Origin of the sequence: Moorella mulderi DSM 14980, assembly GCF_001594015.1 — a bacterium.
In the GTDB taxonomy this organism is placed as follows: Bacteria; Bacillota; DSM-521; order Neomoorellales; family Neomoorellaceae; genus Neomoorella; species Neomoorella mulderi.
Genome location: NZ_LTBC01000011.1, coordinates 1 through 21,241 on the forward strand (window position 1 = coordinate 1; position 21,241 = coordinate 21,241).

Consider the following 21,241-nt stretch of genomic DNA (forward strand, 5'->3'; position numbering starts at 1 on the left):
TAGAGCGCCCGGCTGTTAACCGGGTGGTTGCAGGTTCGAGCCCTGCCCGGGGAGCCATTCCCCTCAACCCCTGTTAGGTTAACCCTAGCAGGGGCCTTTTTGTTGCTAAATAATTCTTGCCTCCAGGTTATTTACTCTGCTTCTGCGGGAACGTTGACCCCTTGAGCAGGTTTTGGTCTGCCACCCAGCCAGGTATATATTGATTCCCCCGGGTTATAATGTGGCTAATGGAGTGATTAGATAATGCCAAAAGCACCAGAAAATCTAATTCTCCTGGGGCGCTTACTTTTCCAGGCCTTTCCGGCGGTGAACAGGGAATTAATGCGCTGGCGACACCTGGCAGCCAGCAGCCCGGAACCGGAACTAAAGCAACAGGCCCTGGCGAGCCTTACCTTTAAGAAGTTCCACTGCCAGGGGGGGAGTGTCTATGCCACCTGGCCACCCCGGTACCGGCAGCAAATCCTCCAGGCCATTGTAGCCCTGCAAACCATTAGTGACTACCTGGATAACCTCTGTGACCGGGCCGGTGTCCTGGATGAAAAGGCATTTCGCCAGCTGCACCTGGCCTTTACCGATGCCCTGCGTCCCGGGAGGGCAGAGCATGACTATTATGCCAGCTACCCCTACCGCCAGGATGGCGGTTATCTCCAGGCCCTGGTCCGCGCCTGCCGGCAGGCCCTGATGGTACTGCCAGGATATAAAATAGTACAGGAGGAAATCTTGTACCTGGCCGTTTTATACTGCCGCCTCCAGGCGACCAAGCATATAGACATAACCAGGCGACAGGAGAGGTTACAGTCCTGGCTGGAACCTTTACTGGGACAAATACCCGCACCTATTTACTGGTGGGAACTGGCGGCAGCCACAGGCTCAACCCTGGGCATCTTTGCCCTTATAGCCGTGGCCGCCAGGGAAGAACTAACGGCGCCCGAGGTAACCAGGCTAAAAAAAGCTTATTTTCCCTGGATCGGGGGTTTACATATCCTGCTTGATTACTTTATTGACCAGCAGGAGGACCGGGAAGGGGGCGATCTAAACTTTTGCGCCTTCTACTGCGATGAAGAGGAGGCCGCCCGGCGATTACAGTTTTTCCTGGAACAATCCCTGGAAAAGGCACAAGATCTCCCTGACCCTGCCTTCCACCTGATGGTTGTCCGGGGCTTGCCGGCCCTGTACCTTTCTGATGCCAAAGTAGCCGGGCAGAAACAGGCTTCTACCAGGGAGGCGGTCCTCCGGGCCGCCGGTAGCTTCTCCCAGAACCTGTACCTTCTTTGTAAAACCCTGCGGCGGGTTGGCGTAATTTAGCCGCCAGGACAACTTAAATTAATTCCTCGAGAGGGTCCAGGGTACGGGAAGCCAGTAAAGCCAGGTCTTCCTGTACCGGGTTTACCGGCAGTTTATCCAGGGCCTCCAGGGCCAGGGCAATTTGCTCTCCTGCTGCGGCAGCCGTATATTCATCGCAGTTCAAGTGCCGGGCGGCAGCAATCAGTTCCTCTGTTTCCGTGGCCGTCAGGCCGCGGCTTATTTTTTCCTGCCACCGGGCAGCCTCCGGAGAAAGCTCTAAAAAGCGTAAAACAGGCAGGGTAAGGATGCCGCGTGCCAGGTCCTGGCGGTTGGGTTTGTCCATCTTGGCGGCGGAGCCGAAAAGATCAAGGTAATCGTCAACAATCTGGTAGGCCAGGCCCAGGTGCCAGCCGAACCGGGCTAAATAATCCTGCTGGGGACGCTTTAAACGGCAGAGAATACCACCGCAACGGCAGGCGGCACTGAAGAGGGTGGCCGTTTTTTGGCCGATATAGGTGAAATAGGCCTTTGTGTCGGGGCCAGTAACTGTTAATTGCTGGATTTCCCCGCTACACATGGAACGGATGGCTTCGGTAACTGTGGTGAGAACGGCTTTTTTGCTTCTGGCCAGGAGACCAAAGGCGGTGGCAAAGAGGTAATCACCGGTGAGGACGGCCGGTACGGTACCATAGAGGTAATGAAGGGCGGGCAGGTTGCGGCGGACGGTCGCCCCGTCCAGGACGTCATCGTGGATCAGGGAGGCCAGGTGAATAAGTTCTATGGCGACCGCCACTTGTCGGACTTCCAGGGTATCATGCATGCCGAAACGGGCACATAATAAAACTAAGGTAGGCCGCAGGCCCTTACCGCCGGTGAGGGCATGGTTCAAGAGTTGCTGCAACAGGGGATTCGGAGTGGCAACAGCTTGCGTTAAGACTGCTTTTATCTCCGCCTGGGTCAAGTTAATCTTCTCCTTTATATAAAAGGTACCAGCAAATGGAACTAATGTAACTCTAGTATGGCTAGAAGGGGACGATTCTATAGCCTTCTTTAAAAACAGGCGATTTAGCCAGCAATAGTCTAAAAAAAGGAGCATGATAGCTTTTTAGGTGTCAGAAAGTCAGGAATTGGATAAAACAGGTACAGCTTGATATTGCTAAAAGGTAATTTTTGCAGTATAAAATAGTCAAGGAAAGTCAAAAGGAAAAAGAAAGTCAAAATCAAAAGGGAGACCCAGGGGGGGTGGGCCAATGGATGGAAGGTAAAACCCTGGCCGATCGTATAGAAAACTACATCAAGTGGCTGTTAAAAAGCAGTGCCGATGGGATAGTAGAGTTGCAGCGCCAGGAACTGGCCGAGCGCTTTACCTGCGTACCTTCGCAGATCAGCTATGTCCTCAGCACCCGCTTTACCATTGAAAGGGGCTACCTGGTGGAAAGCCGCCGGGGGGGTGGTGGCTATATCCGCATTGCCAGGGTACCCTTAAATGCCGAGGAGCGGCTAAAAGGTTGGGTACATGAAGCCCTGGGTGAATACCTCTCCCAGGAGGCAGCCGTGGAGTTGCTGGAGCGCCTGGGGGAGGAGGGGTTGTTAACCCGGCGGGAGCAATTGCTCCTGGCGGCAGCCATTAACCGCCAGGCTTTACCCGTGGAACTACCCAGGCGCGACCAGGTGCGGGCCTGTATTATGAAGGCTATAATTTTAACCTTAATGCGCGATGATTTCCCCAGCGCAGGATAAAAGGGGGCTAGAAAATGCTTTGTGAACGATGCCAGGAGAGACCGGCCAGTGTCCACGTCACCAGGATTATCAACGGCGATAAGACGGAGCTTTATCTCTGCCAGGAGTGTGCCCGGGAAATGCAGCCCCAGCTCGACTTTTCCATTCCCAAATTTTTAGCCGGGTTGCTGGATTATGACCCGGGCTTGGAGGTCAAAGCCCCGCCGGCAGTGGAACGCTGCCGGGAGTGCGGCCTGAGCTACGAGCAGTTCCACCAGACGGGGCGGCTGGGATGCCCCGACTGTTACCATTACCTGGCCTCGCGCCTGGATCCCCTGATCCGGCGCATCCAGGGCAGCAGCCAGCACCGCGGCAAAGTGCCTCGCCGGGCCGGCGGCAATTTACGGGTGCGCCGGGAGATTGAAAGATTGAGGGCGCAACTGCAGCAGCTGGTCGAGCAAGAAGAATTTGAAAAGGCTGCCCAGGTCCGGGACCGCATTCGCGACCTGGAGAATCGCCTGGGAGAACAGGGGGGCTGGCAATGAGCCTGAATTTAGAGCGTAACAGCAAATGGATGGAGGGTTCCGGTCCCCAGGCCGACATCGTCATTTCCAGCCGCATCCGGCTGGCCCGTAACCTGAAGGGGATGCCCTTTCCCAATTTGATGAACGAGGCCCAGGAAGTGAAGGTTATCCGCCAGGTGGGCCAGGCCATCCGGGCGCCAGGGGTTTTCCAGGCCGTTGGTGAATTAAGGCTCCAGACCTTACGAGAATTGTCGCCGGTGGAGCGGCAAATACTAGTGGAGAAACACCTCATCAGCCCGGACCTGGCGGAAGGCAAGGGGGAAAAGGCAGTAGTTTTACGGGATGATGAGGCCATCAGCATCATGGTCAATGAAGAAGATCACCTGCGCCTGCAGTGCCTTTTACCGGCCCTGATGCTTCATGAAGCCTGGCGCCTGGCCGACGCTGCCGACGATGCCCTGGAAAACGAACTGGACTTTGCCTTTGACCAGGAAAGGGGCTACCTTACCGCATGTCCTACTAATGTCGGTACGGGCTTAAGGGCTTCCACCATGCTCCACCTGCCGGCCCTGGTGTTGACCAAACAGGCCGGGCAGGTATTGACGGCCCTGACCAAAGTGGGAGTGGCAGTGAGGGGCCTCTACGGCGAGGGAACAGAAGCCCACGGCAACATCTTTCAGATTTCCAACCAGATTACCCTGGGACGTTCGGAAGAAGAGATTATTAATAACCTCTCGGCAGTCACTGTACGGCTGGCTGACCAGGAAAGGGAAGCCAGGGAACTGCTGCGCAAGCAAAACCGCTGGCAGCTGGAGGACCGCGTGGGCCGGGCCTACGGGGTCCTGACCAACGCCCGCATCTTGACTTCCCAGGAAGCCCTGCAGCTGCTTTCGGATGTCCGCCTGGGAGTAGAGATGAAAATTTTACGTGGCCTCGACCAGCGGCTGATAAACCAGCTTATGGTGCGCATCCAGCCGGCCTACCTGCAGTTTACCGCCGGGAAAGAGATGACGCCCTTTGAGCGCGACGTGCGCCGGGCGGCTATGGTACGGGAACTTTTAGCAGGCTGAGTGGCTAACGGTAGTAATCCGCATGGGCCACAAGGCGGATAAATTAATTTCCGGAGGTGGAATAATCATGTCACCGCGTTTTACCGAAAGGGCTAACCGGGTCCTGCGCCTGGCCCAGGAAGAAGCCAGGGCCCTGCATCACCCGGCCATTGGGACCGAACATATCCTGCTGGGTATCTTGCGGGAAGGCGACAGCGTCGCCGCCCGGGCCCTGACCAACCTGGGAGTTAACGTCAAAGCTGTACGTGATGAAGTGCGTAAAATTATCCGGCCGGGGGAAGCCCCTGCCGGTGGGGAAATTGGCCTGACACCGCGGGCGAAAAGGGTCCTGGAGCTGGCCAATGAAGAAGCCCGGCGCCAGGGCGTAAACTATGTGGGGACAGAACATATTCTCTTAGGCTTGCTGGAAGAAGGCGAAGGCCTGGCGGCCCAGGTCTTGAGCGGGCTGGGGCTCAGCCCCGATAAAATCCGCCAGCAGGTCATCGCCCTGCTGGGCGGTGCCGGGGGGCAGCCCCAGGCTGGCGGGTGGACCGTCCTCCTGGGCAACCTGCCCTTTGGCATGGCCGGGTTCCCCGGAGGAGGGGCCTTCCAGCCCATGGGCGCCCCTGGCACGGTCAAGATGCAGCCGCAGCGGCCGGGGCAGACGCCCACCCTGGACCAGTTCAGCCGGGATCTCACTCGCCTGGCCCGGGAGGACAAGCTGGACCCGGTTATCGGCCGGGAGAAGGAAATTGAACGAGTCATCCAGATTCTAAGCCGCCGGACTAAAAACAACCCCGTTTTAATCGGCGATCCCGGCGTAGGCAAGACGGCCATCGTTGAAGGCCTGGCCCAGAAGATTGTCCAGAACCAGGTACCGGAAGTCCTGCGGGATAAGCGGGTAGTGGCCCTGGATATGTCCGGCATGGTGGCCGGCACCAAGTACCGGGGCGAGTTTGAAGAACGCTTCAAGCGGGTTATGGATGAAGTCCGGGCCGCCGGTAACGTCATCCTCTTTATTGACGAGCTGCATACCCTCATTGGCGCCGGGGCGGCCGAGGGGGCTATCGACGCTGCCAACATCCTGAAGCCTGCCCTGGCCCGGGGCGAACTGCAGACCATCGGCGCCACTACCATTGACGAGTACCGCAAGCACATCGAGCGGGACGCCGCCCTGGAGCGCCGTTTCCAGGCCGTTATGGTCGGCGAGCCCACGGTGGAGGAGACCATAGCCATCCTGAAGGGCCTGCGGGACCGCTATGAGGCCCACCACCGGGTGAAGATTTCCGATGCGGCCCTGGAGGCGGCGGCCAGGCTTTCCGACCGCTATATCACTGACCGGTACCTGCCCGACAAGGCCATCGACCTGGTTGACGAGGCTGCTTCCCGGGTGCGCCTCAAAGTCTACACTGCTCCCGACGATGTCAAGAAGCTGGAAGCGCGCCTGGAAGAACTGGAGAAGGAAAAGGCGGCTGCTGTCCACGCACAGGAGTTTGAAAAGGCGGCTGCTTTGAGGGATGAGGAAAAGAAGATTAAAGAAGAGTTAGAAGCCAAAAAGGGTGAGTGGCAGAAGGAAAAGGGCCTGGAGAAATCCGTGGTGACTCCGGAAGACATCGCCCAGATTGTTTCCAGCTGGACGGGTATCCCCGTTACCCAGCTGGCCCAGGAGGAGAGCGAGCGGCTCCTCCACCTGGAAGATGTCCTGCACCAGCGGGTCATCGGCCAGGATGAGGCTGTCCACGCCGTGGCCCGGGCTGTACGCCGCGCCCGGGCGGGCCTCAAGGACCCCAAGCGGCCCATCGGCTCCTTTATCTTCCTGGGACCCACCGGTGTCGGCAAGACGGAGCTGGCCCGGGCCCTGGCCGAGGCTCTCTTCGGTGATGAAGACGCCATGATCCGCTTCGATATGTCCGAGTACATGGAGAAGCACACCGTCTCCCGGCTGGTGGGCGCCCCGCCCGGCTATGTCGGCTACGAGGAAAGCGGGCAATTAACGGAGGCCGTCCGGCGCCGGCCCTACAGCGTGGTCCTTTTTGACGAGATTGAAAAGGCCCACCCGGACATCTTTAACGTGCTGCTGCAGGTCCTGGACGACGGGAGGCTCACGGATGCCAAGGGCCGCACCGTGGACTTCCGTAACACGGTGATTATCATGACCTCCAATATCGGCGCCAGCACCATCAAGCGGGAGAGCCTGGGCTTTAAAGCTTCCACCAGTGAAGTAGCGGCCGAGTCTTACGAGAAAATGAAGAAGCATATTATGGAAGAGTTGCGGCGGACCTTCCGGCCCGAGTTCCTGAACCGCATCGACGAGTTGATCGTCTTCCATGCCCTCTCGAGGGATGATATCAGGAAGATAGTCGACTTGATGCTGGCCGAACTGAACCGCCGCCTGGAGGAGAATAAGCTCTCTGTAGAAGTAACTGATGAAGCCAGAGAGATCCTCATCAAAGAAGGCTTCGACGAGGCCTTTGGCGCCCGGCCTTTGAGGCGCGCCATCCAGACCCTCATCGAAGACCAGCTCTCCGATGAGATGCTGGCCGGGAAAATTGCCCCTGGCGACAAAGTCCGGGCCGTAGCCCGGGAGGGCAAGATTGTACTGGAGAAGGCGGCTTGAAGAATACTATAGATAGATTCCAGGCACCCGTTTGAGGGTGCTTTTTTGTTTAAACAGGAGTATTAGGTGATTATTTTCCTCCTTGTTACCCGGGTAAATACCAGCGCGCCCGGTGTTTATTTTCGCAGCCGGAAGGGTTAAAATAGAACTATAAGTCAAACTTGTTGCGGGGAGGGTTCAGATGGGTGTCTCATGCTCCATGGCCGTCACCCTGCTCAATTTTGACGACACCCTGACCATGCAGGAAGAACTTCACCGTTTCCCCCATAGCCAGGTGGACTTGAGGGACCTCAAGGGGACCAGGCTGTTCTGCGACCGGGCGGCTTTGAGGCAGATCGCCGGGAGGATCCGGGACAAAAAGGGGATCTTCTTCGTGGGGAGCGGGGACTATCACTATGTCTCTTACCTGCTTATGCAGACTGTAGACCGCCCTTTCACCCTGGTTCTTTTTGATAACCATGCCGACCTCAAGCTTTCCCCCGCCTTTGCCCTTCTTTCCTGCAGTTCCTGGGTAGCCTGGGCCCTGAGGTTGCCCAACCTTAAAAAAGCGATTATCATTGGCGCCCGGCCGGATAGTTTCATCGGGGTCGATCCCGGCCTGCTGCGGAAGGTCGTATATGTTCCTTCCATCTGCTTACGGGATTTTTCAAGCGAGTTCCCGCCCGTTACCTCCAGGGGAATGGGAGATACCTATAGCAGAATTATCGCCCTGATCCCCACCCGGTCCGTCTATATCAGCGTCGATAAAGACGTCCTGCGCCGCCAGGACGCTATCACCAACTGGGAGCAGGGCGAGATGTCCCTGGCGGACCTCCTCCTGCTTCTGCAGGCGATCAGCCGTGCCAGGGAGGTATGCGGCGTGGATATCTGCGGCGAGGCCGACCTGCACCCCCTGGACCGGCTGCGGCCTGCCGGTAGGGAAGCCATCCGGAAGAACACGCAGGCTAATGTCAGGATTATCCAGGCCCTGCTACAAACCCGTACCTTTAAGCAGGTGTCTTAATTAGGCGATTACCATATTATTTTGACTGCATAGCGGGCAATTTGGGGATCGGCGGTAAGAATAGGCAGGTTTTCTATCTGGGCCTGGGCAACGAGAAGCCGGTCAAAAGGATCGCGATGATGGTTGGGAAGGGTATAAACATGCAGGGCATGACTAATTTCCACAGCCAGGGGAGTAATGGCATTGATAGCCATCTGGTCGGTGATAAAGGATGTAATATTAGCCGGCATTTCTAACTTGCCCAGGCGGGCTTTAATTGCCATTTCCCAACAGCTGGCGGCGCTGAGATATAATATATTTTCGCCGTCGCTTATTATTTCGCGAGCCCGCGATGATAACCGGGGATCCTCGGTAATCCACCATAAAAAAGTAAGGGTGTCTAAGAGAGCTTTCATTCTTCAAACTCCTTAAGAATAGCTTCGGGCAGGGGGGCATTAAAATCCGGAGCTATAGTGATTTTGCCCTTGGCGCTGCCGGGGTGTCGTCGTTCAGGCTTGTCGCTTGTTATCGGGATCAGGCGCGCCACTGGCTTGCCGGCTTTGGCAATAATTACTTCCCGGCCTTCTTTCACCTGGGCTAACAGCTTGGAAAAGTGGGTCTTGGCTTCATGAATGTTTACTTGGAAAGACATTGCAAACCACCTCCCTTATAGCTAATATAGACTAAGTTAACGGACTAAGTCAAGATGGGGCTTGGGCTTCTCTTATACTAGATTTGGTGCCGTTGATGGCGCCCTGGACGCCGGGGTGAGAGCGAGTTTTTAATTTTCCAGGGTGCCCAGCAGGCAGAAGGGTTTTCCCGCCCTGCGCCCCGCGGTTTCCAGGGCGGCCGGGTCGCCGGCGGCGAGGATGCAGGTGGCGGGGCCAGCCGACTTGCGCAGGTCCAGCTCCGGTAGGCCCGGCCGCCAGTTGATTTGCAGCCTGTATAAAGCGGCCAGGTCCAGGGCCTCGGCCAGGATGCCCCGGGAGCCGGCGGGGACGATTTCCCGGATGCCCGGCTGGTCGAGGAGCAGGCGCACGGTTTTTAGGTCTACGATTTCCGGGTCGTCGAGGAAGACCTCGGTTCCGACCTTGGGCCGCCCGAAGAGGGCCAGGGCGTCGCCGGCGGCCAGGCGTCCCATTAACAGCGCTGTGGTTGCCGCCAGGCCGATGACGGTGACCCCTATCCCGGATTGGATAGTGGGGACGTTTTTTTCGCTGCTGCCGGTGAGGGCTTTCTCCGGGTCGATACCCAGCGAGCGGACCTCGTCGGCCACGCCCTCCCGGATGGCCGCACCTGCAGGTTCCGGTTCCACGCAGAGGGTGTTGACGATGCAGACTGGCCAGGCGCCTACCGCCAGGATTTCCATCAGGGCTACCCTGGCGGTAAAGCGGCCCAGGACGTATCCCGGCACCCGCACCACGTCGGCTTCCTTGGGGCCGATGGCCCCGGCGGAGTCGCAGGCGATCACCAGGGTTCTCTGCGCATCCAGGTCCAGGATGGTCAAATCCCGGTAGCGGCGGGGGGAAAGGGTGGCCGGGGTCATTTACCTTCACCTTTCCCCCGGCCGGCGGCATAGCTAGCGGGAAATACCCGGCGCAGGCTGGTGAAGGCAGTTGCGGCCAGGACGATGTTCAGGGTGGAAGCCACCAGCAGGGGCACCACCATGGCCAGGAAGAATGCTTTGCCGAACCCAGGCAGGGGGATAAACAGCGCCGGGAGTAACAGGCCGTTGAGGGCTATTCCCGCTGCTATCCCCAGCCAGGGGGAAAAGCGGTAGAAGAGGGCAAAAAGGGCGACGACAGCGGCCATGCCGGCGGCAACAACCAGGTGGAGGGGCAGGGTGAGGGGGAACCCGGCGGTAAAGGCGGTGAGCAGGTGCCCCAGGGAAGCTATCAGGGCCCCGTCGGCGGGACCCAGGATGAGGGCGCCGAGAAAGCCGGGAAAAGAATCGAAGGCCGGGGTGCCGGTGATGCTGGGTATTTTTAGATTGGCGCCCACAGTTGACAGGGCGATGAGCATGGCCAGGGTGGCCAGTCGTCTGGCCGTCCAGCGGCTTGCCTTAACGGCCGGGGAGGAAAGTTCCGGTTTTGCCATGTTTGCTTCTCCTTTCTAAAGAAGATTTTGTCAGGGGCGAAATGGGGCCGGGCCACCCTCAACAAAAAAGTCCCCAGCCGTCTTCCGGCTGGGGACTTTACCATCATCCCCGGTTGCTTCTCCCCTTTCCTGGCGAAGGTGAGAGGTCATATGGACAGGCAGGTCTCCTGGCTCGCGCTTCCTTGTTTTGCGATGCCTTCCCGGGAACTATCCCAGTGGCGTTATATCGCCAACTCCACGCTCACAGTGGCGGGACCGCGCCGGATCGCCGCCTGAAAAGGCGGTTACCGGACTTCCCTATTCTCCCCCTCCCGGGGGCACCTGTCCATTTTTCCATCTAAGGTTGTCAATATTAATATAACCCACCCTCTGGCTTTTGGCAAGCCCTGTTTGGGGGTTGATCCTCTCCAGACAGGCGCGATTCCAGGGCCTCTTCATATAACCTGTCGCTGCCGGGGCAAAATAGAAATATCAGCAGCGAGGGGGATGAATATGGTAGACGATGCATCTCTACGGGAAAAAGTGCGGCAAGCCTTACGCGAGGACAAGGACCTGCGCGGTTATGGCCTTAACGCCGACGTGGTGGCGGGCGAGGTCCAGCTCCAGGGGATCGTCGATACCCTGAAGGAGAAGGAGCGGGCCGAAAGGCTGGTGCGGCAGGTTCCGGGGGTGAAAGGGGTGGCCAATGCCGTGGCTATCAGCACCGACGGGACCGTCCGGGACGAGGACGTGACCATGGAGGTCAACGAGGAGCTGGATCAGGACCCGCGGGTGGACCTGCGCCATGTTGGCGCCGAAAGCGTTGACGGCCACGGTACAGTAGTCTTAAAGGGCCGGACGGACGATCCCACCGAACTGGAAGCGGCCCGGGAGGCGGCAGCTAAAGCCCGGGGTGTGACCCGGGTGGTGAGCCAGGTTAAGGTAGGGGAAGAGGAAATGAGCCTGGAGGATATTTTCCACCGCCAGGTGAACAACGATAGGGAAGGATGATCTTCAGCGAGATAATCTATAGCCGCCGGGCTTTCACCGGCGGCTATAGATTTGGTGTATGGGTGGCGTTGCCTATCCAGATTACCTCGAAACCAAGTTTTGGTGCCAACTTGTGGATTTCCGGATCACCAGTAATAACCGGTGCCTGTAGCTCTTGAGCCAGGGAAACAACGAAGGAATCAGCATAGGATAATCCCCCGCAGGCTTTTACTCGTGCCGCCCCTTTAATCCTCGTCCAGGGACAGTCAATGAGAGTTATACCTTCATCCGCAAAAATGGTTTCGACGAATTCACCGGCAGCCTTTTCACCTTTTTTCCTCAGGAGCATATAGTAGGCCTCGCCCAGATTGATTAGGCTTAAGAAGCTCATATTATTATCGTCGCTTATGATATCCGCTACTATCTGGGCACCGGGCTCTTCTTCCAGCAAGGCTAGGAGAGCGTATGTGTCAAGAACAAATTTTGCTGTCTCCATGTAACTGTTCACCGCTTTTCCCGAGAGCGCTCAGCAGTTCTTTCTTTTATTAAAGCTGTAGTAAGCTTATCTGTGGGACTACTGCTTTTATATTTACCGCGCAGCTCGAGAAAGGGATGCTTGGGAAGCGGTCGCAGGGTTATAATACCGTTATTATCTTCTACTGCCAGCTGATCGCCTTTTTTCAAACCGTAGTTTTTACGTATTTCCAGGGGAATAACGATTTGTCCCTTTTGGGAAACGGTTATTTTATACATTGTTCTTACCCCCGTTATCCGTCTTACTAAAAATTATTATACTGCTGGGGGGAGCGTATGTAAATAATATACCTCCGCCCGGGGACCTTGGGGACCGTAGTAAAAGAAGGCCAGGGTCGGGTCGTCCTGTTCCGGTCTTTCCGGGTGGCAGGGGAAGAGTTCGATAAAGCCGTGGCGGCGCAGGTTTGCCGGGGCTTCTTTCGCGAGCCCCGGCATATATTTTTCTATGGACCGGGGAGCGGTTATTCGCGCCATGTAGTTTGCACGCTCCTCCCCGGTCAGGGGCGAGGGCGGTACCCAGCCCGGGAAGTTCCGGCTGCGGTCGCGGCAGAGAAAGTCGAATTTAAGGAGCTGGTAGAAACGGTCCAACTGGCGGGCGGTAAGGGGGTAAAAGCGTTCCGGCCGTACCGCGCCCGGTGGAGTAGGGTGTCCCGCCTCCAGTTTCCCGCCGGGTTCTTCCAGGTACGGTTCTCCCGGTGCGGCGGGCCGGGCCATACCGGCAGGGCCGGCCAGGCCGGCGGCAAAGGCGGCCAGGAATTCAAAAAGATCCCGCTGGCTGTGGCCCCGGCGCAGGAGGCCCCGGGCCTCCCACCAGGCGGCCATGGTCTCGTAAAGGGTGAAGCAGCTGCCGCCAAAGGCGGTCGCGGCCAGGTAGCCGAGGGCGTGATCGGCCAGGTGGCTGTTGCCGTAATGGCGCAGCAGGGTTTCCACGCTGTGAAGCCGGAGCATCTCTTCATAGGTAATGGTGCTGCTGGCCAGTACTTCGTAGGGGGGGCGGTCGAGGAAGAGGTAGCCGAATTCACCGGCCCGGGCGCGCAGGCTCGTGCCTTTCAGGAGTTTCAGGAAGCCGAGCTGGATCTCGTGGGGTTTTAAGGCCGCTACGGCGTCGAAACTTTTGCCTACGCCGGCGTAAGTCTCCCCGGGCAGGCCGGCGATGAGGTCCAGGTGCAGGCGGATGCTGCCGGCTTCCCGCAGGCGGAGGGTGTTGGCAGCCAGGCGGGTCCAGTCCTGGCGGCGATTGCAGAGGGCGTTCACCCCGGCGTCGATGGTCTGGACGCCGATTTCGAACTGGAACAGACCCGGCGGCACCTGGTCCAGGAAGGCCAGCATCTCTTCGTCCAGGCGGTCGCCGGCGATTTCAAAGTAAAAACGGGCGCGGGGCCTGCGGGAGAGGAGAAACTCCCAGATGGCCAGGGCCCGTTTTTTATTGGCGTTAAAGGTGCGGTCGACGAACTTGATCTCCCGGACGCCGGCCGTTAGCAGGCGTTCCAGGTCGTCCCGGACGCGTTTTAGGGAGAAGTAGCGCAGGCCCTCCGTAGTGGATGAGAGGCAGAAACCGCAGGCAAAAGGGCAGCCGCGGGAGGTTTCGTAGTATACCGTGCGCTGGCGGAGGTCGTTGCCGGCTGCCTCCAGGTCTTCCTGGTAGGGGAAGGGGATGGCGTCCAGGTTGCGGGGTAGCGGCGCCGGCGGGTTGACGACAACCTCACCGCCCCGCCGCCAGGCCAGGCCGGGGATGGCTGCCGGGTCGGGTACAGGCCCCGGGGCAAACCTCTCCGCCGCCGGCCGGGCTATGGAGGCGAGGAGGGGTTCCTGCCGGCTCCCTGCCTGGGGGTGCTGTCGCCCGGCCAGTTGTTCCATGAGGGCGCGGAAGGGGATTTCCCCTTCACCGGTGATCACCAGGTCAACCTGGGGATTTTGCGCCAGGAAGGCGGCCGTGTCGAAGGAAACCTCAGGGCCACCACAGAGGACGAGGAGATCCGGCCGTACTTTCTTAAGAATCGCCGCTACGGCCAGAGTGGGTGCGCTGTTCCAGATATAGCAGGAGAAGGCCACCATGTCGGGCTGGTACCGGTAGATAGCGGCGGCGATATGTTCCGGGTGGTCGTTGATGGTGAACTCATCCAGGATAAAGGTGTGGGGCAGGTCGCGGCAGCAGGCGCGCAGGTAGCGCAGGGCCAGGTTGACGTGGATGTACTTGGCGTTGAGGGTGGTTAAAAGGATCCGCAAAGGTATACCCCCGTAAAACAGAAGTCAGATACAAGACACCCATGCCGCTGGCGCGGCACGCCGGCTTACATGCCCGTATCTTCGGGCTCTACTGTGAGGATTTCCAGGCTTGCCAGGCACTCCTCGACAAGCTCCGCCACGGCCAGGTTCTTTTCGGCCGCCTCCACCCGGGCCAGGGGCGGTTTGGTAGCCGGGTGTTTGGGGACAAAGAGGGTGCAGCAGTCTTCGTAGGGCCGGATGGAGATGGCGTAGGTGCCGATGCGGCGGGCTACCTCGATAATCTCGCTCTTGTCCCAGGCCACCAGGGGCCTTAAGACCGGCAGGTCGACCACTTTGTTGATGACGGCCATACTCTGGAGGGTCTGGCTGGCCACCTGGCCCAGGCTTTCTCCCGTGAGAATGGCCAGGGCATCCTCTTTGGCAGCCACCGCCCTGGCGATGCGGAACATCATGCGCCGCATGATGGTGACGTAAAATTCCTCCGGGCAGTGCTGGCGGATGGCCTTCTGAATATTGGTAAAGGGGGCTACCACCAGGCGGAAAGGTCCGCTGTAGCCCGCCAGGACCCGGCAGAGGTCGATGACCTTTTCCTTGGAGCGCTCGCTGGTAAAGGGGAAACTGTGGAAATGGAGGGCCGTGAGTTCCAGGCCCCGCTTCATACCCATGTAACCGGCCACCGGGCTGTCGATGCCGCCGGAGATCAGGAGCAGCCCCCGGCCGGTGACCCCCACGGGCAGGCCGCCGGGTCCCGGGATGATGCGGGAGTAGATGTAGGCCCCTTCGTCACGGATTTCTACATGAATAACACGGTCGGGATGGTGAACGTCTACCTGCTGGCCCTGGCTGTGGGTCAGGAGATAGGCCCCCAGCTCCTGGTTGACCTCCGGCGAGGTGAGGGGAAAGCGTTTATTGGGCCGCTGGGTCTGGACCTTAAAGGTGGTGCCGGGGGAAACCTTTAAAACGGCCAGGGCGGCTTTTTTGATGGCTTCCAGCTCCAAGGGAGCAGTGACTACCGGGCTCATGGAGATGATACCGAAGACGCGCTGCAGGCGCCGGGCTACGGCTTCCAGGTCGTCATGCAGGTCAACGAAGACGCGGCCAAAGGTCTTGCGCATCCCGCGGGGCGGCAGGTCGCCCAGGGCCCGGCGCATGTTGGCCAGGAGTTTGTCTTCAAAGTAAGGGCGGTTGTTGCCTTTCAGGCTGATCTCGCCATAACGAACCAGTAAAGATGTATACATGAAAATTCCTCCGCACAAGGCAATCTTACTATCCGTAAACAGCCTTTTTTCCTACAAAGCCCACAGTTCCGTTACACATTCCTTTATAGCTTCGACCGCAGGGGTAACTTCATCAGGAGTATTTAGGGCCCCCAGGCTGATGCGGATGGCTCCTTCCAGGCGCCAGCGTTCCAGGTGCAGGGCTTTGAGGACGTGGCTGGCCTCCTGCTTGCGGGAGTGGCAGGCCGAACCGGTGGAGACGTAGACGCCCCTTTGCTCCAGCATGTGGACCAGGACTTCCGCCCGGACGCCGGGGAAGGAGACATTCAAAATATGGGGGGCGCCTTCCTCCGGAGGGGGCCCGTTAATTCGCGCGCCGGGGATGGATTCCAAGAGCCTCGTAGCCAGCTCGATTTTTATTTCCCGCATTCTGGCCACCCGTTCCTCCATGTGAGCGGCAGCAAGCTCGGCTGCCAGGCCAAAGGCAGCAATACCCGCCGTATTTTCCGTCCCCGCCCGCCGGCCGGCTTCCTGCTCACCGCCAACGAGTAAAGGCTCCAGGCGCAGCCCTTCCTTTATATATAGGGCACCTGTACCTTTGGGCCCGTGGATTTTGTGGGCGCTCAGGGACAGCAGGTCAATACCAACTTTCTGGCAGTTAAGGGGAATTTTGCCGTAACCCTGGATGTGGTCGACGTGCAGGACGGCCCGGCTTTTGCTGTGGACCAGGCGGGCAACCTCCCCAACAGGCTGTAAGGCGCCCGTCTCATTGTTAACGCTCATAACGCTTACCAGGATAGTATCTTCCCTCAAGGCGGCTTCCAGATCGGCCGGACGAATGACGCCCCGGGAGTCCACCGGGAGGTAGGTAACCTCGTAACCCTCGGCCTCCAGCCGCCGGCAGGCGGCCAGCAGGGAGGAGTGTTCGACGGCCGTGGTGATGATGTGTTTACCCTGGCGCCGGCGGGCGCGGCTGATACCCCATACGGCCCAATTATTGGCTTCGGTGCCGCCGGAGGTAAAGTAGATCTCAGCCGGACGGGCACCTATCAGGCCGGCTACCTGGCGGCGGGCGTGAGCCAGGGCCTTTTCAGCGGCAATACCCAGGCCGTGGAGGGAAGAGGGGTTACCGTAATTTTCCACCAGCATTTTATGCATTACAGCCGCGATGCCGGGCAGGACGGGTGTGGTAGCGCTGTTATCCAGGTAGATGGCTGGCTGCAAGGCTGCAAAGCCTCCCTTGGCAAAGGCTGTTTCTCCTAGTATTATACAACAAATGGTCGCGACTTAAAGGCCGTGGCACCACTCCGGGGGTGCAAGCATATTGTAAATTAAAATCGTCACCTTTGAGGAGTGGCGCTCATGCAAAGGGTAGAAAGAGCCCTATCGAGGTACCGGGAGGACCTTTTGAGTTTGCCTAACGTGGTGGGTGTAGGGAAGGGATTTAAGAGCGTCCGGGGCGAGATAACCAGGAAGCCGGCAGTAGTAGTCCTAGTTAAGGAGAAATTACCGGTTGCTAGATTACAGCGGGGGGCCAGGATACCCCGGGTACTGGATGAAGCGGACACCGATGTCCTGGAGGTAGGGGAACTGCGGCTCCTGGGCCGTACCGAGTACCAGCGGCCGGCCCGGCCGGGGATGAGTATCGGCCACTATAAAATTACCGCCGGTACCTTCGGGGCGGTGGTGAAAGACCGGCAGACGGGGGAACCCCTCATCCTTTCCAATAACCATATCCTGGCCAACATTACAAGCGGCCGCGACGGCCGGGCCAGCATCGGCGATCCCATCCTCCAGCCCGGTCCCTATGACGGCGGCACCGGGGACCAGGTAATCGGCTACCTGGAACGCTTTGTACCTATTTATCCTGTCGTTCAGGAGGTTACCTGCAGTCGAGCTTTGCGTTTCCAGGAAATACTCAACCGCCTTGTGCACCTGGTACGTCCCAATTACCAGGTCAGGATGCAAAAGCTGACAGCGGCCACCAATATTGTTGATTGCGCCGTGGCCCGGCCGGTCAGTAAAGATGTTATCCAGACGGAAATCCTGGACCTGGGGCCGGTGAAGGGCGTCCGGGAGCCCGAACTGGGCATGGAAGTAGTAAAGAGCGGGCGTTCCAGTGGCATCACCCGCTCCACCATTAAGGTTCTCCAGGCCACCGTCAAGGTACTCCTGGAAGAAGGGTTAACCGGCATGTTTAGCGACCAGTTCGTTACCGGCCCCCTTGCCCAGCCGGGGGACAGCGGCTCCCTCATCCTGGACAACGAAAATTACGCCGTCGGCCTTCTCTTTGCCGGTTCAGATCAGACTTCTGTCGGCAATCGCATTCAAAATGTCCTGGAGCAACTGGAAATTGAATTCTAGTTCCATAGTTCACTGCTTTCCCCGGCTCAAGCCTCCATGGCTCCTGGGCCGGGGTTAAATTTATGCTACATGGTCAGCTGGCCGCCGGGTACGTCAACTATTTGCAGCACCTTTTCTTCTTCACCCGTGACGGCGTTGATATAGGTGAGGTAACGGGTATCGTCGAGTTTGGTTGTAACTTCATAGGTGAGCTTTTCTATCCCCCCGGGCAGGGGAATCAGGGCCGGCCGGACGCCTTCCACCTTGAGCCCGGGGTTAATTTTGGCCCGGGCCTCGGCCGGGGTTAGCTTTGGTGTGGGCAACTGGCGCCTGTGGTGGGACATATAGTAGGGTGTCGCGTCCCAGCCGGTAATTTCGCCGTTGTCCAGGGCTACCTTGACCTTTACTTGGTCGGGATAAAGGATGACATCACCTTCTTTGGCGGCGAAGGTAATCACCTGGTTATTATCGGTGCGTACGGTATAAGTGGGCTGCATATTGGCAAAGCCGTGGGCCTTTAAGAAAGCCGTGGCCCGTTCCAGGGCTTTAGCGGCGTCGAGGGTAGGAGCGCCCACCGGCCGGTTGTTGAGGAGGGAAATGACTTCCCCGCCCTGTTTGCTGATATCAACGTGCACCATGACATTGGGACGCCGGTTGTCCAGTAAATTAAGGGCAAAGGTGGGCAGGAGACCGTTGCTGGTCCGGGTGGCCTGGACGCGGTAATTGCTGTTACTGGCGTCGTTGGCAAAGGCTGTGGCCCGGCGTTCGGCTTCGGCCTGGGAGACGTCACCACCTTTAAGGCCGAGGGGACGCGGTTTTTCCAGGTGGTCGGAGAAGGGACCGTCATAATTAAGGCTGGGCAGGGTTTGCAGGCGACGATCAGTGTTAACAAAACCGTCCAGGGGTCCGGGCTGGGCCTGGACGGGAACGGCTAGATTGGCAATGGTCCTTAAAGGCGCCGGCATGCGCGTGCTGTAGAAACTGCTCCAGCGCAGACCCTTGCTGGCCACCTGGGCTTCTGTCTGGCGGAGGTCCCCGGCCAACCGCTTCATTTCATCCCTTAACCTGGCCAATTGGTCTCTTTCCTGGGAACTCAGTTCCCCACCCCGGGCCAGCTTTTGCGCCAGGTAGTTGCTGTAGTCACTGGTCTGGGCCAGGAATTTACTGGTATTGATTGGTTTAATGCCCGGGGTAGGCAATTGGCTTAAGGACAGCTGGGCGGCAGCCGCCTGGTTCCAGGCTTCCGTCAGGTGGACGGCCTGCTGGCGGGGAGAACTGCTGGCCAGGGATTTACCCATACTGACCTGGGCCTGTTCTACGTAATTCAAGAGGTTATAAAAGTCACGCTGGCCGCCGGCCTCCACGGCGTTGGCCAGGGTTAAACGGTTGGCCCTTTCCCACAGGCCCCAACCAATGGCCAGGAGCAGGGCCAGGGTAAGGACAATGGTGGAAATCTTGCGTGTCAAATTAAACACCATCCTTTTCCGGGTTTAACGGGCGAAGACGTGGCTGCCGATCTGGGTAATAATGGCCCTGGTCCAGATCCAGGGGCTGACGGGTTTGGCCGGGTTCCAGAAGAAAAGGGCGCCGTAGGTGGGGTCCCAGCCATTCAAGGCGTCGGCGGCAGCCCGGGTGGGTGAAGCCAGGTCGGTGACCTGCCAGATAAGGCCGTTGCTAACACTTTCAAAGGCCCAGGGCTCGTAAATTACGCCGCTGATGCTGGCAGGGAAAAGGGGGCTGCGCACCCGGTTCAAGACGACGGCCCCTACGGCCACCTGGCCCTCGTAGGGTTCCGCACCTGCTTCGGCGGCGATTAACCGCGCCAGGAGGTTAATTTCATCACCGACGGCTACCGGTACCCCGGCCTGGGTAGGGAGGGCCCGGGGAGCCTGTCCCTGGTAATAAAACTGCCACAGGGCAGCGCCGATTAAGATAACAACTAGAATAGCAGGTATGATTAAACGGCGGCGGTAAGGATCCATAGATTTTCCTCCTTGTTTTCTTATTCAAACCTTAGTGTGGATAGGTAGCCGGGACCTTATACGTAAAAAAGAGCGCTATTAAGCGCTCTTTTAGCTGCTGCGGAAACGGCTACTGCGGCTATGCTGGGGCGGGGGATTCTCCTCTGTAGGAGTTGTTTCCTGGGCTTCTTTTTCTTTAGCGGCCTTACTTTCCTTGGCACTCATGAGCAAATTCATGAGGCTGGTGAGCAAAGCCGGGTTTTTGCCCAGCAGGCCGGCCAGCTCGGCCGGTGCTTTGACATTCCCGCCACCTCCCTGGCCCAGGACGGCATTTAAAGCTTCCTGGATGGCGTTGCCGGCCCCGGCCTTTGCCGGTGTAGTGACGTTACCATGCAGGAGATTTAAGATACCCAGCAGATCGACCAGGCCTAACAGTCCGGCCAGCTCATTAAAGTTTAAGGCCTGTTGTTGCTGGGGGCCCAGTAGTTGGAGCAGGACTTCAACCAGATCGGTTTTTTCCACCGTAGCCACCTCCCTTTTAAATATATGCTACCGGGAGGGGAAGCAGCGCTGCACCAACCCTCTTTTGGTTGCATATTTTTAACTATAGAGGATTGCTTTTCTCTTTTTAAACTGAAATGGGAGGGAGCGAGATGGCCGATCATATTGTCGATCCCAATCTCCTGGCCGTTATCCAGAGCCTGAAACCTTATATGAGCAGCCGGGCTCTCCAGTGTACCGAAGTGGCCGAAACGCTGCTCGAGATTTTAGCCAGTGAACAGGCCCGGCGGGTCCAGGAAAAATTACAGAGTTTACGCCAGGAGTACAAAATGGCAGTGCAGAAAGCAAAGGTTAAAAAACCGGGTGATAAATGAGATGATAACCAGAGAGGGCGGGACCCTTTCTCTCTTTTTTTAATTCTAATTTTATTGCTGCTGTCCACCGGCAGCTTCCCCGGGCCCGGCACCTCTCCAGGATGCCTGGTTAAGAATAACTCAGGTGGACGCGGGCTGGCCCGGAGCTCCCTGGATTTCCGGGAGAAGCAGCAGGTGTCCCGGGGCCAGGCCCGGCAGCCGGCGGCCTTTCGCCGGTGGGGGGGCGCAGGGGGGAGTGGACGACGGTCAGGCTATTTAAGATTACCTCTTCTTCCCAGGCCAGCTGGCCGTTTTCGTATCGGCGGCGGCGGATTTCAGCCCTGGGGATAAAGGCGGAGACTTCGTGGGGCAGGTCGTAAGTCAGGCGGCGGATTATCCGGATGACGGCATTATCTACGTGGAGTTCAACCTCATCGGTATTCAGCGGGCATTCTGGCAGCAAGGGAGGCACCTCCTTTGCTGCCAGTATATGTAATAGGGGAGAGAAAAGCACGGGCTAAACGGGTCCAGGGTATGTGCCAGATTTAAGGGCCGGTCCCCCTCAGGGGGCCGGCCCCGGTCTTAGCTGGCCTTGCTTTCCGTCTTCGTTTCCTCTTTAGCCTTATCCTTATATTCCTGGCTGCGGTTTTCGGTGGTATAGAAACCGCCGGCCTTGTAGATTACGCTGATATTATGCCCGATCAGCCGGTGTACAGGCCCGCCGCAGGTGGGGCATTTTTCCAGGGGAGGGGCGGTAATGCGCTGCTCCTTTTCAAATACCCCGCATTTGGCACATTTGTATTCGTAGATAGGCATCGTTACCACCTCCGCTTGTCTGTATATGGTTCCAGCATTGGTTATACGC

At 58.3% G+C, this 21,241-nt stretch carries 24 protein-coding genes and 1 riboswitch; of the genes, 9 read left to right on the plus strand and 15 right to left on the minus strand.

Annotation, left to right across the window (positions count from 1 at the left end):
* Positions 1-243: 243 nt before the first annotated feature.
* Positions 244-1,305 (plus strand): tetraprenyl-beta-curcumene synthase family protein, encoded by a 1,062-nt coding sequence (locus tag MOMUL_RS11325; RefSeq protein ID WP_062285017.1) that lies wholly within the window; start codon positions 244-246, stop codon positions 1,303-1,305.
* 13 nt (positions 1,306-1,318) lie between these two features.
* Here MOMUL_RS11325 and MOMUL_RS11330 read toward each other — a convergent pair whose 3' ends face one another.
* Positions 1,319-2,245, minus strand: a complete 927-nt coding sequence (locus tag MOMUL_RS11330; RefSeq protein ID WP_054935617.1) for a polyprenyl synthetase family protein — start codon at positions 2,243-2,245, stop codon at positions 1,319-1,321.
* 293 nt (positions 2,246-2,538) lie between these two features.
* Between MOMUL_RS11330 and MOMUL_RS11335 the strand changes: the two genes are divergently transcribed.
* The 5 genes from MOMUL_RS11335 to MOMUL_RS11355 all read left to right on the plus strand — a co-directional run bounded on the left by MOMUL_RS11335 (position 2,539) and on the right by MOMUL_RS11355 (position 8,196).
* The gene (locus MOMUL_RS11335; RefSeq protein ID WP_062285018.1) at positions 2,539-3,024 is read left to right on the plus strand and encodes a CtsR family transcriptional regulator; all 486 of its coding nucleotides are present in this window, start codon (positions 2,539-2,541) and stop codon (positions 3,022-3,024) included.
* Positions 3,025-3,038: 14 nt separating this feature from the next.
* Complete coding sequence (locus tag MOMUL_RS11340; RefSeq protein WP_062285020.1) at positions 3,039-3,548, plus strand: UvrB/UvrC motif-containing protein; 510 nt, start codon at positions 3,039-3,041, stop codon at positions 3,546-3,548.
* Positions 3,545-4,597 carry a protein arginine kinase gene (locus MOMUL_RS11345; RefSeq protein ID WP_062285022.1) on the plus strand — a complete coding sequence of 351 codons (1,053 nt, stop codon included), beginning with the start codon at positions 3,545-3,547 and terminating at the stop codon, positions 4,595-4,597. Before MOMUL_RS11340 ends, MOMUL_RS11345 begins: the two co-directional genes overlap by 4 nt.
* Positions 4,598-4,664: 67 nt before the next feature.
* The gene (locus tag MOMUL_RS11350) at positions 4,665-7,193 is read left to right on the plus strand and encodes an ATP-dependent Clp protease ATP-binding subunit (protein ID WP_062285024.1); all 2,529 of its coding nucleotides are present in this window, start codon (positions 4,665-4,667) and stop codon (positions 7,191-7,193) included.
* Positions 7,194-7,374: 181 nt separating this feature from the next.
* Positions 7,375-8,196, plus strand: coding sequence for an arginase family protein (locus tag MOMUL_RS11355; protein WP_064774409.1), 822 nt, complete (start codon positions 7,375-7,377; stop codon positions 8,194-8,196).
* An 8-nt stretch (positions 8,197-8,204) separates the two neighbouring features.
* Here MOMUL_RS11355 and MOMUL_RS11360 read toward each other — a convergent pair whose 3' ends face one another.
* From MOMUL_RS11360 to MOMUL_RS11375, 4 genes are all read right to left on the minus strand, one after another.
* Positions 8,205-8,591, minus strand: a complete 387-nt coding sequence (locus MOMUL_RS11360; protein ID WP_062285027.1) for a type II toxin-antitoxin system VapC family toxin — start codon at positions 8,589-8,591, stop codon at positions 8,205-8,207.
* Positions 8,588-8,827, minus strand: coding sequence for a type II toxin-antitoxin system Phd/YefM family antitoxin (locus MOMUL_RS11365; RefSeq protein ID WP_062285030.1), 240 nt, complete (start codon positions 8,825-8,827; stop codon positions 8,588-8,590). The genes MOMUL_RS11360 and MOMUL_RS11365 overlap by 4 nt, the downstream gene beginning before the upstream one ends.
* Positions 8,828-8,956: 129 nt before the next feature.
* Positions 8,957-9,721, minus strand: coding sequence for an AIR synthase related protein (locus MOMUL_RS11370; RefSeq protein WP_062285031.1), 765 nt, complete (start codon positions 9,719-9,721; stop codon positions 8,957-8,959).
* Positions 9,718-10,272: an ECF transporter S component gene (locus tag MOMUL_RS11375; RefSeq protein WP_062285033.1), complete on the minus strand. Its 555-nt coding sequence runs from the start codon at positions 10,270-10,272 to the stop codon at positions 9,718-9,720. Before MOMUL_RS11375 ends, MOMUL_RS11370 begins: the two co-directional genes overlap by 4 nt.
* A 140-nt stretch (positions 10,273-10,412) precedes the next feature.
* Positions 10,413-10,612, minus strand: a riboswitch (cobalamin riboswitch).
* A gap of 152 nt (positions 10,613-10,764) precedes the next feature.
* Here MOMUL_RS11375 and MOMUL_RS11380 point away from each other — a divergent pair.
* Positions 10,765-11,262 carry a BON domain-containing protein gene (locus tag MOMUL_RS11380; protein ID WP_084785613.1) on the plus strand — a complete coding sequence of 166 codons (498 nt, stop codon included), beginning with the start codon at positions 10,765-10,767 and terminating at the stop codon, positions 11,260-11,262.
* Between the two features lie 43 nt (positions 11,263-11,305).
* On the opposite strand, the gene MOMUL_RS11385 is transcribed toward MOMUL_RS11380, so the two are convergent.
* The 5 genes from MOMUL_RS11385 to MOMUL_RS11405 form a co-directional block, all read right to left on the minus strand.
* Positions 11,306-11,737, minus strand: a complete 432-nt coding sequence (locus MOMUL_RS11385) for a type II toxin-antitoxin system VapC family toxin (RefSeq protein ID WP_062285036.1) — start codon at positions 11,735-11,737, stop codon at positions 11,306-11,308.
* Positions 11,738-11,745: 8 nt separating this feature from the next.
* Complete coding sequence (locus MOMUL_RS11390; protein WP_062285038.1) at positions 11,746-11,994, minus strand: AbrB/MazE/SpoVT family DNA-binding domain-containing protein; 249 nt, start codon at positions 11,992-11,994, stop codon at positions 11,746-11,748.
* A 36-nt stretch (positions 11,995-12,030) separates the two neighbouring features.
* A complete protein-coding gene (locus tag MOMUL_RS11395; protein ID WP_062285039.1) occupies positions 12,031-14,001 on the minus strand; it encodes a B12-binding domain-containing radical SAM protein in 1,971 nt (656 codons plus the stop codon).
* 65 nt (positions 14,002-14,066) lie between these two features.
* The gene (gene thiI / locus MOMUL_RS11400; RefSeq protein ID WP_062285041.1) at positions 14,067-15,239 is read right to left on the minus strand and encodes a tRNA uracil 4-sulfurtransferase ThiI; all 1,173 of its coding nucleotides are present in this window, start codon (positions 15,237-15,239) and stop codon (positions 14,067-14,069) included.
* A 51-nt stretch (positions 15,240-15,290) separates the two neighbouring features.
* Entirely contained in the window at positions 15,291-16,442 is a 1,152-nt protein-coding gene (locus tag MOMUL_RS11405) for a cysteine desulfurase family protein (protein ID WP_062285042.1), read from the minus strand.
* A 198-nt stretch (positions 16,443-16,640) separates the two neighbouring features.
* Between MOMUL_RS11405 and MOMUL_RS11410 the strand changes: the two genes are divergently transcribed.
* Positions 16,641-17,582, plus strand: a complete 942-nt coding sequence (locus MOMUL_RS11410) for a chymotrypsin family serine protease (RefSeq protein WP_236713097.1) — start codon at positions 16,641-16,643, stop codon at positions 17,580-17,582.
* Positions 17,583-17,647: 65 nt separating this feature from the next.
* Here the strand turns inward: MOMUL_RS11410 and ypeB are convergent, their stop codons facing one another.
* The 3 genes from ypeB to MOMUL_RS11425 form a co-directional block, all read right to left on the minus strand.
* Positions 17,648-19,027: a germination protein YpeB gene (gene ypeB / locus MOMUL_RS11415; protein ID WP_062285046.1), complete on the minus strand. Its 1,380-nt coding sequence runs from the start codon at positions 19,025-19,027 to the stop codon at positions 17,648-17,650.
* Positions 19,028-19,051: 24 nt separating this feature from the next.
* A complete protein-coding gene (locus tag MOMUL_RS11420) occupies positions 19,052-19,543 on the minus strand; it encodes a cell wall hydrolase (protein WP_062285047.1) in 492 nt (163 codons plus the stop codon).
* Positions 19,544-19,633: 90 nt separating this feature from the next.
* A complete protein-coding gene (locus MOMUL_RS11425) occupies positions 19,634-20,044 on the minus strand; it encodes a hypothetical protein (protein WP_062285049.1) in 411 nt (136 codons plus the stop codon).
* 131 nt (positions 20,045-20,175) lie between these two features.
* Between MOMUL_RS11425 and MOMUL_RS11430 the strand changes: the two genes are divergently transcribed.
* Positions 20,176-20,397: a hypothetical protein gene (locus MOMUL_RS11430; RefSeq protein WP_062285051.1), complete on the plus strand. Its 222-nt coding sequence runs from the start codon at positions 20,176-20,178 to the stop codon at positions 20,395-20,397.
* Positions 20,398-20,506: 109 nt separating this feature from the next.
* On the opposite strand, the gene MOMUL_RS11435 is transcribed toward MOMUL_RS11430, so the two are convergent.
* On the minus strand, positions 20,507-20,839 hold the full coding sequence (locus MOMUL_RS11435) for a hypothetical protein (protein WP_062285053.1): 333 nt from the start codon (positions 20,837-20,839) through the stop codon (positions 20,507-20,509).
* Positions 20,840-20,958: 119 nt separating this feature from the next.
* Complete coding sequence (locus tag MOMUL_RS11440) at positions 20,959-21,192, minus strand: FmdB family zinc ribbon protein (RefSeq protein ID WP_062285055.1); 234 nt, start codon at positions 21,190-21,192, stop codon at positions 20,959-20,961.
* Positions 21,193-21,241 lie beyond the last annotated feature (49 nt).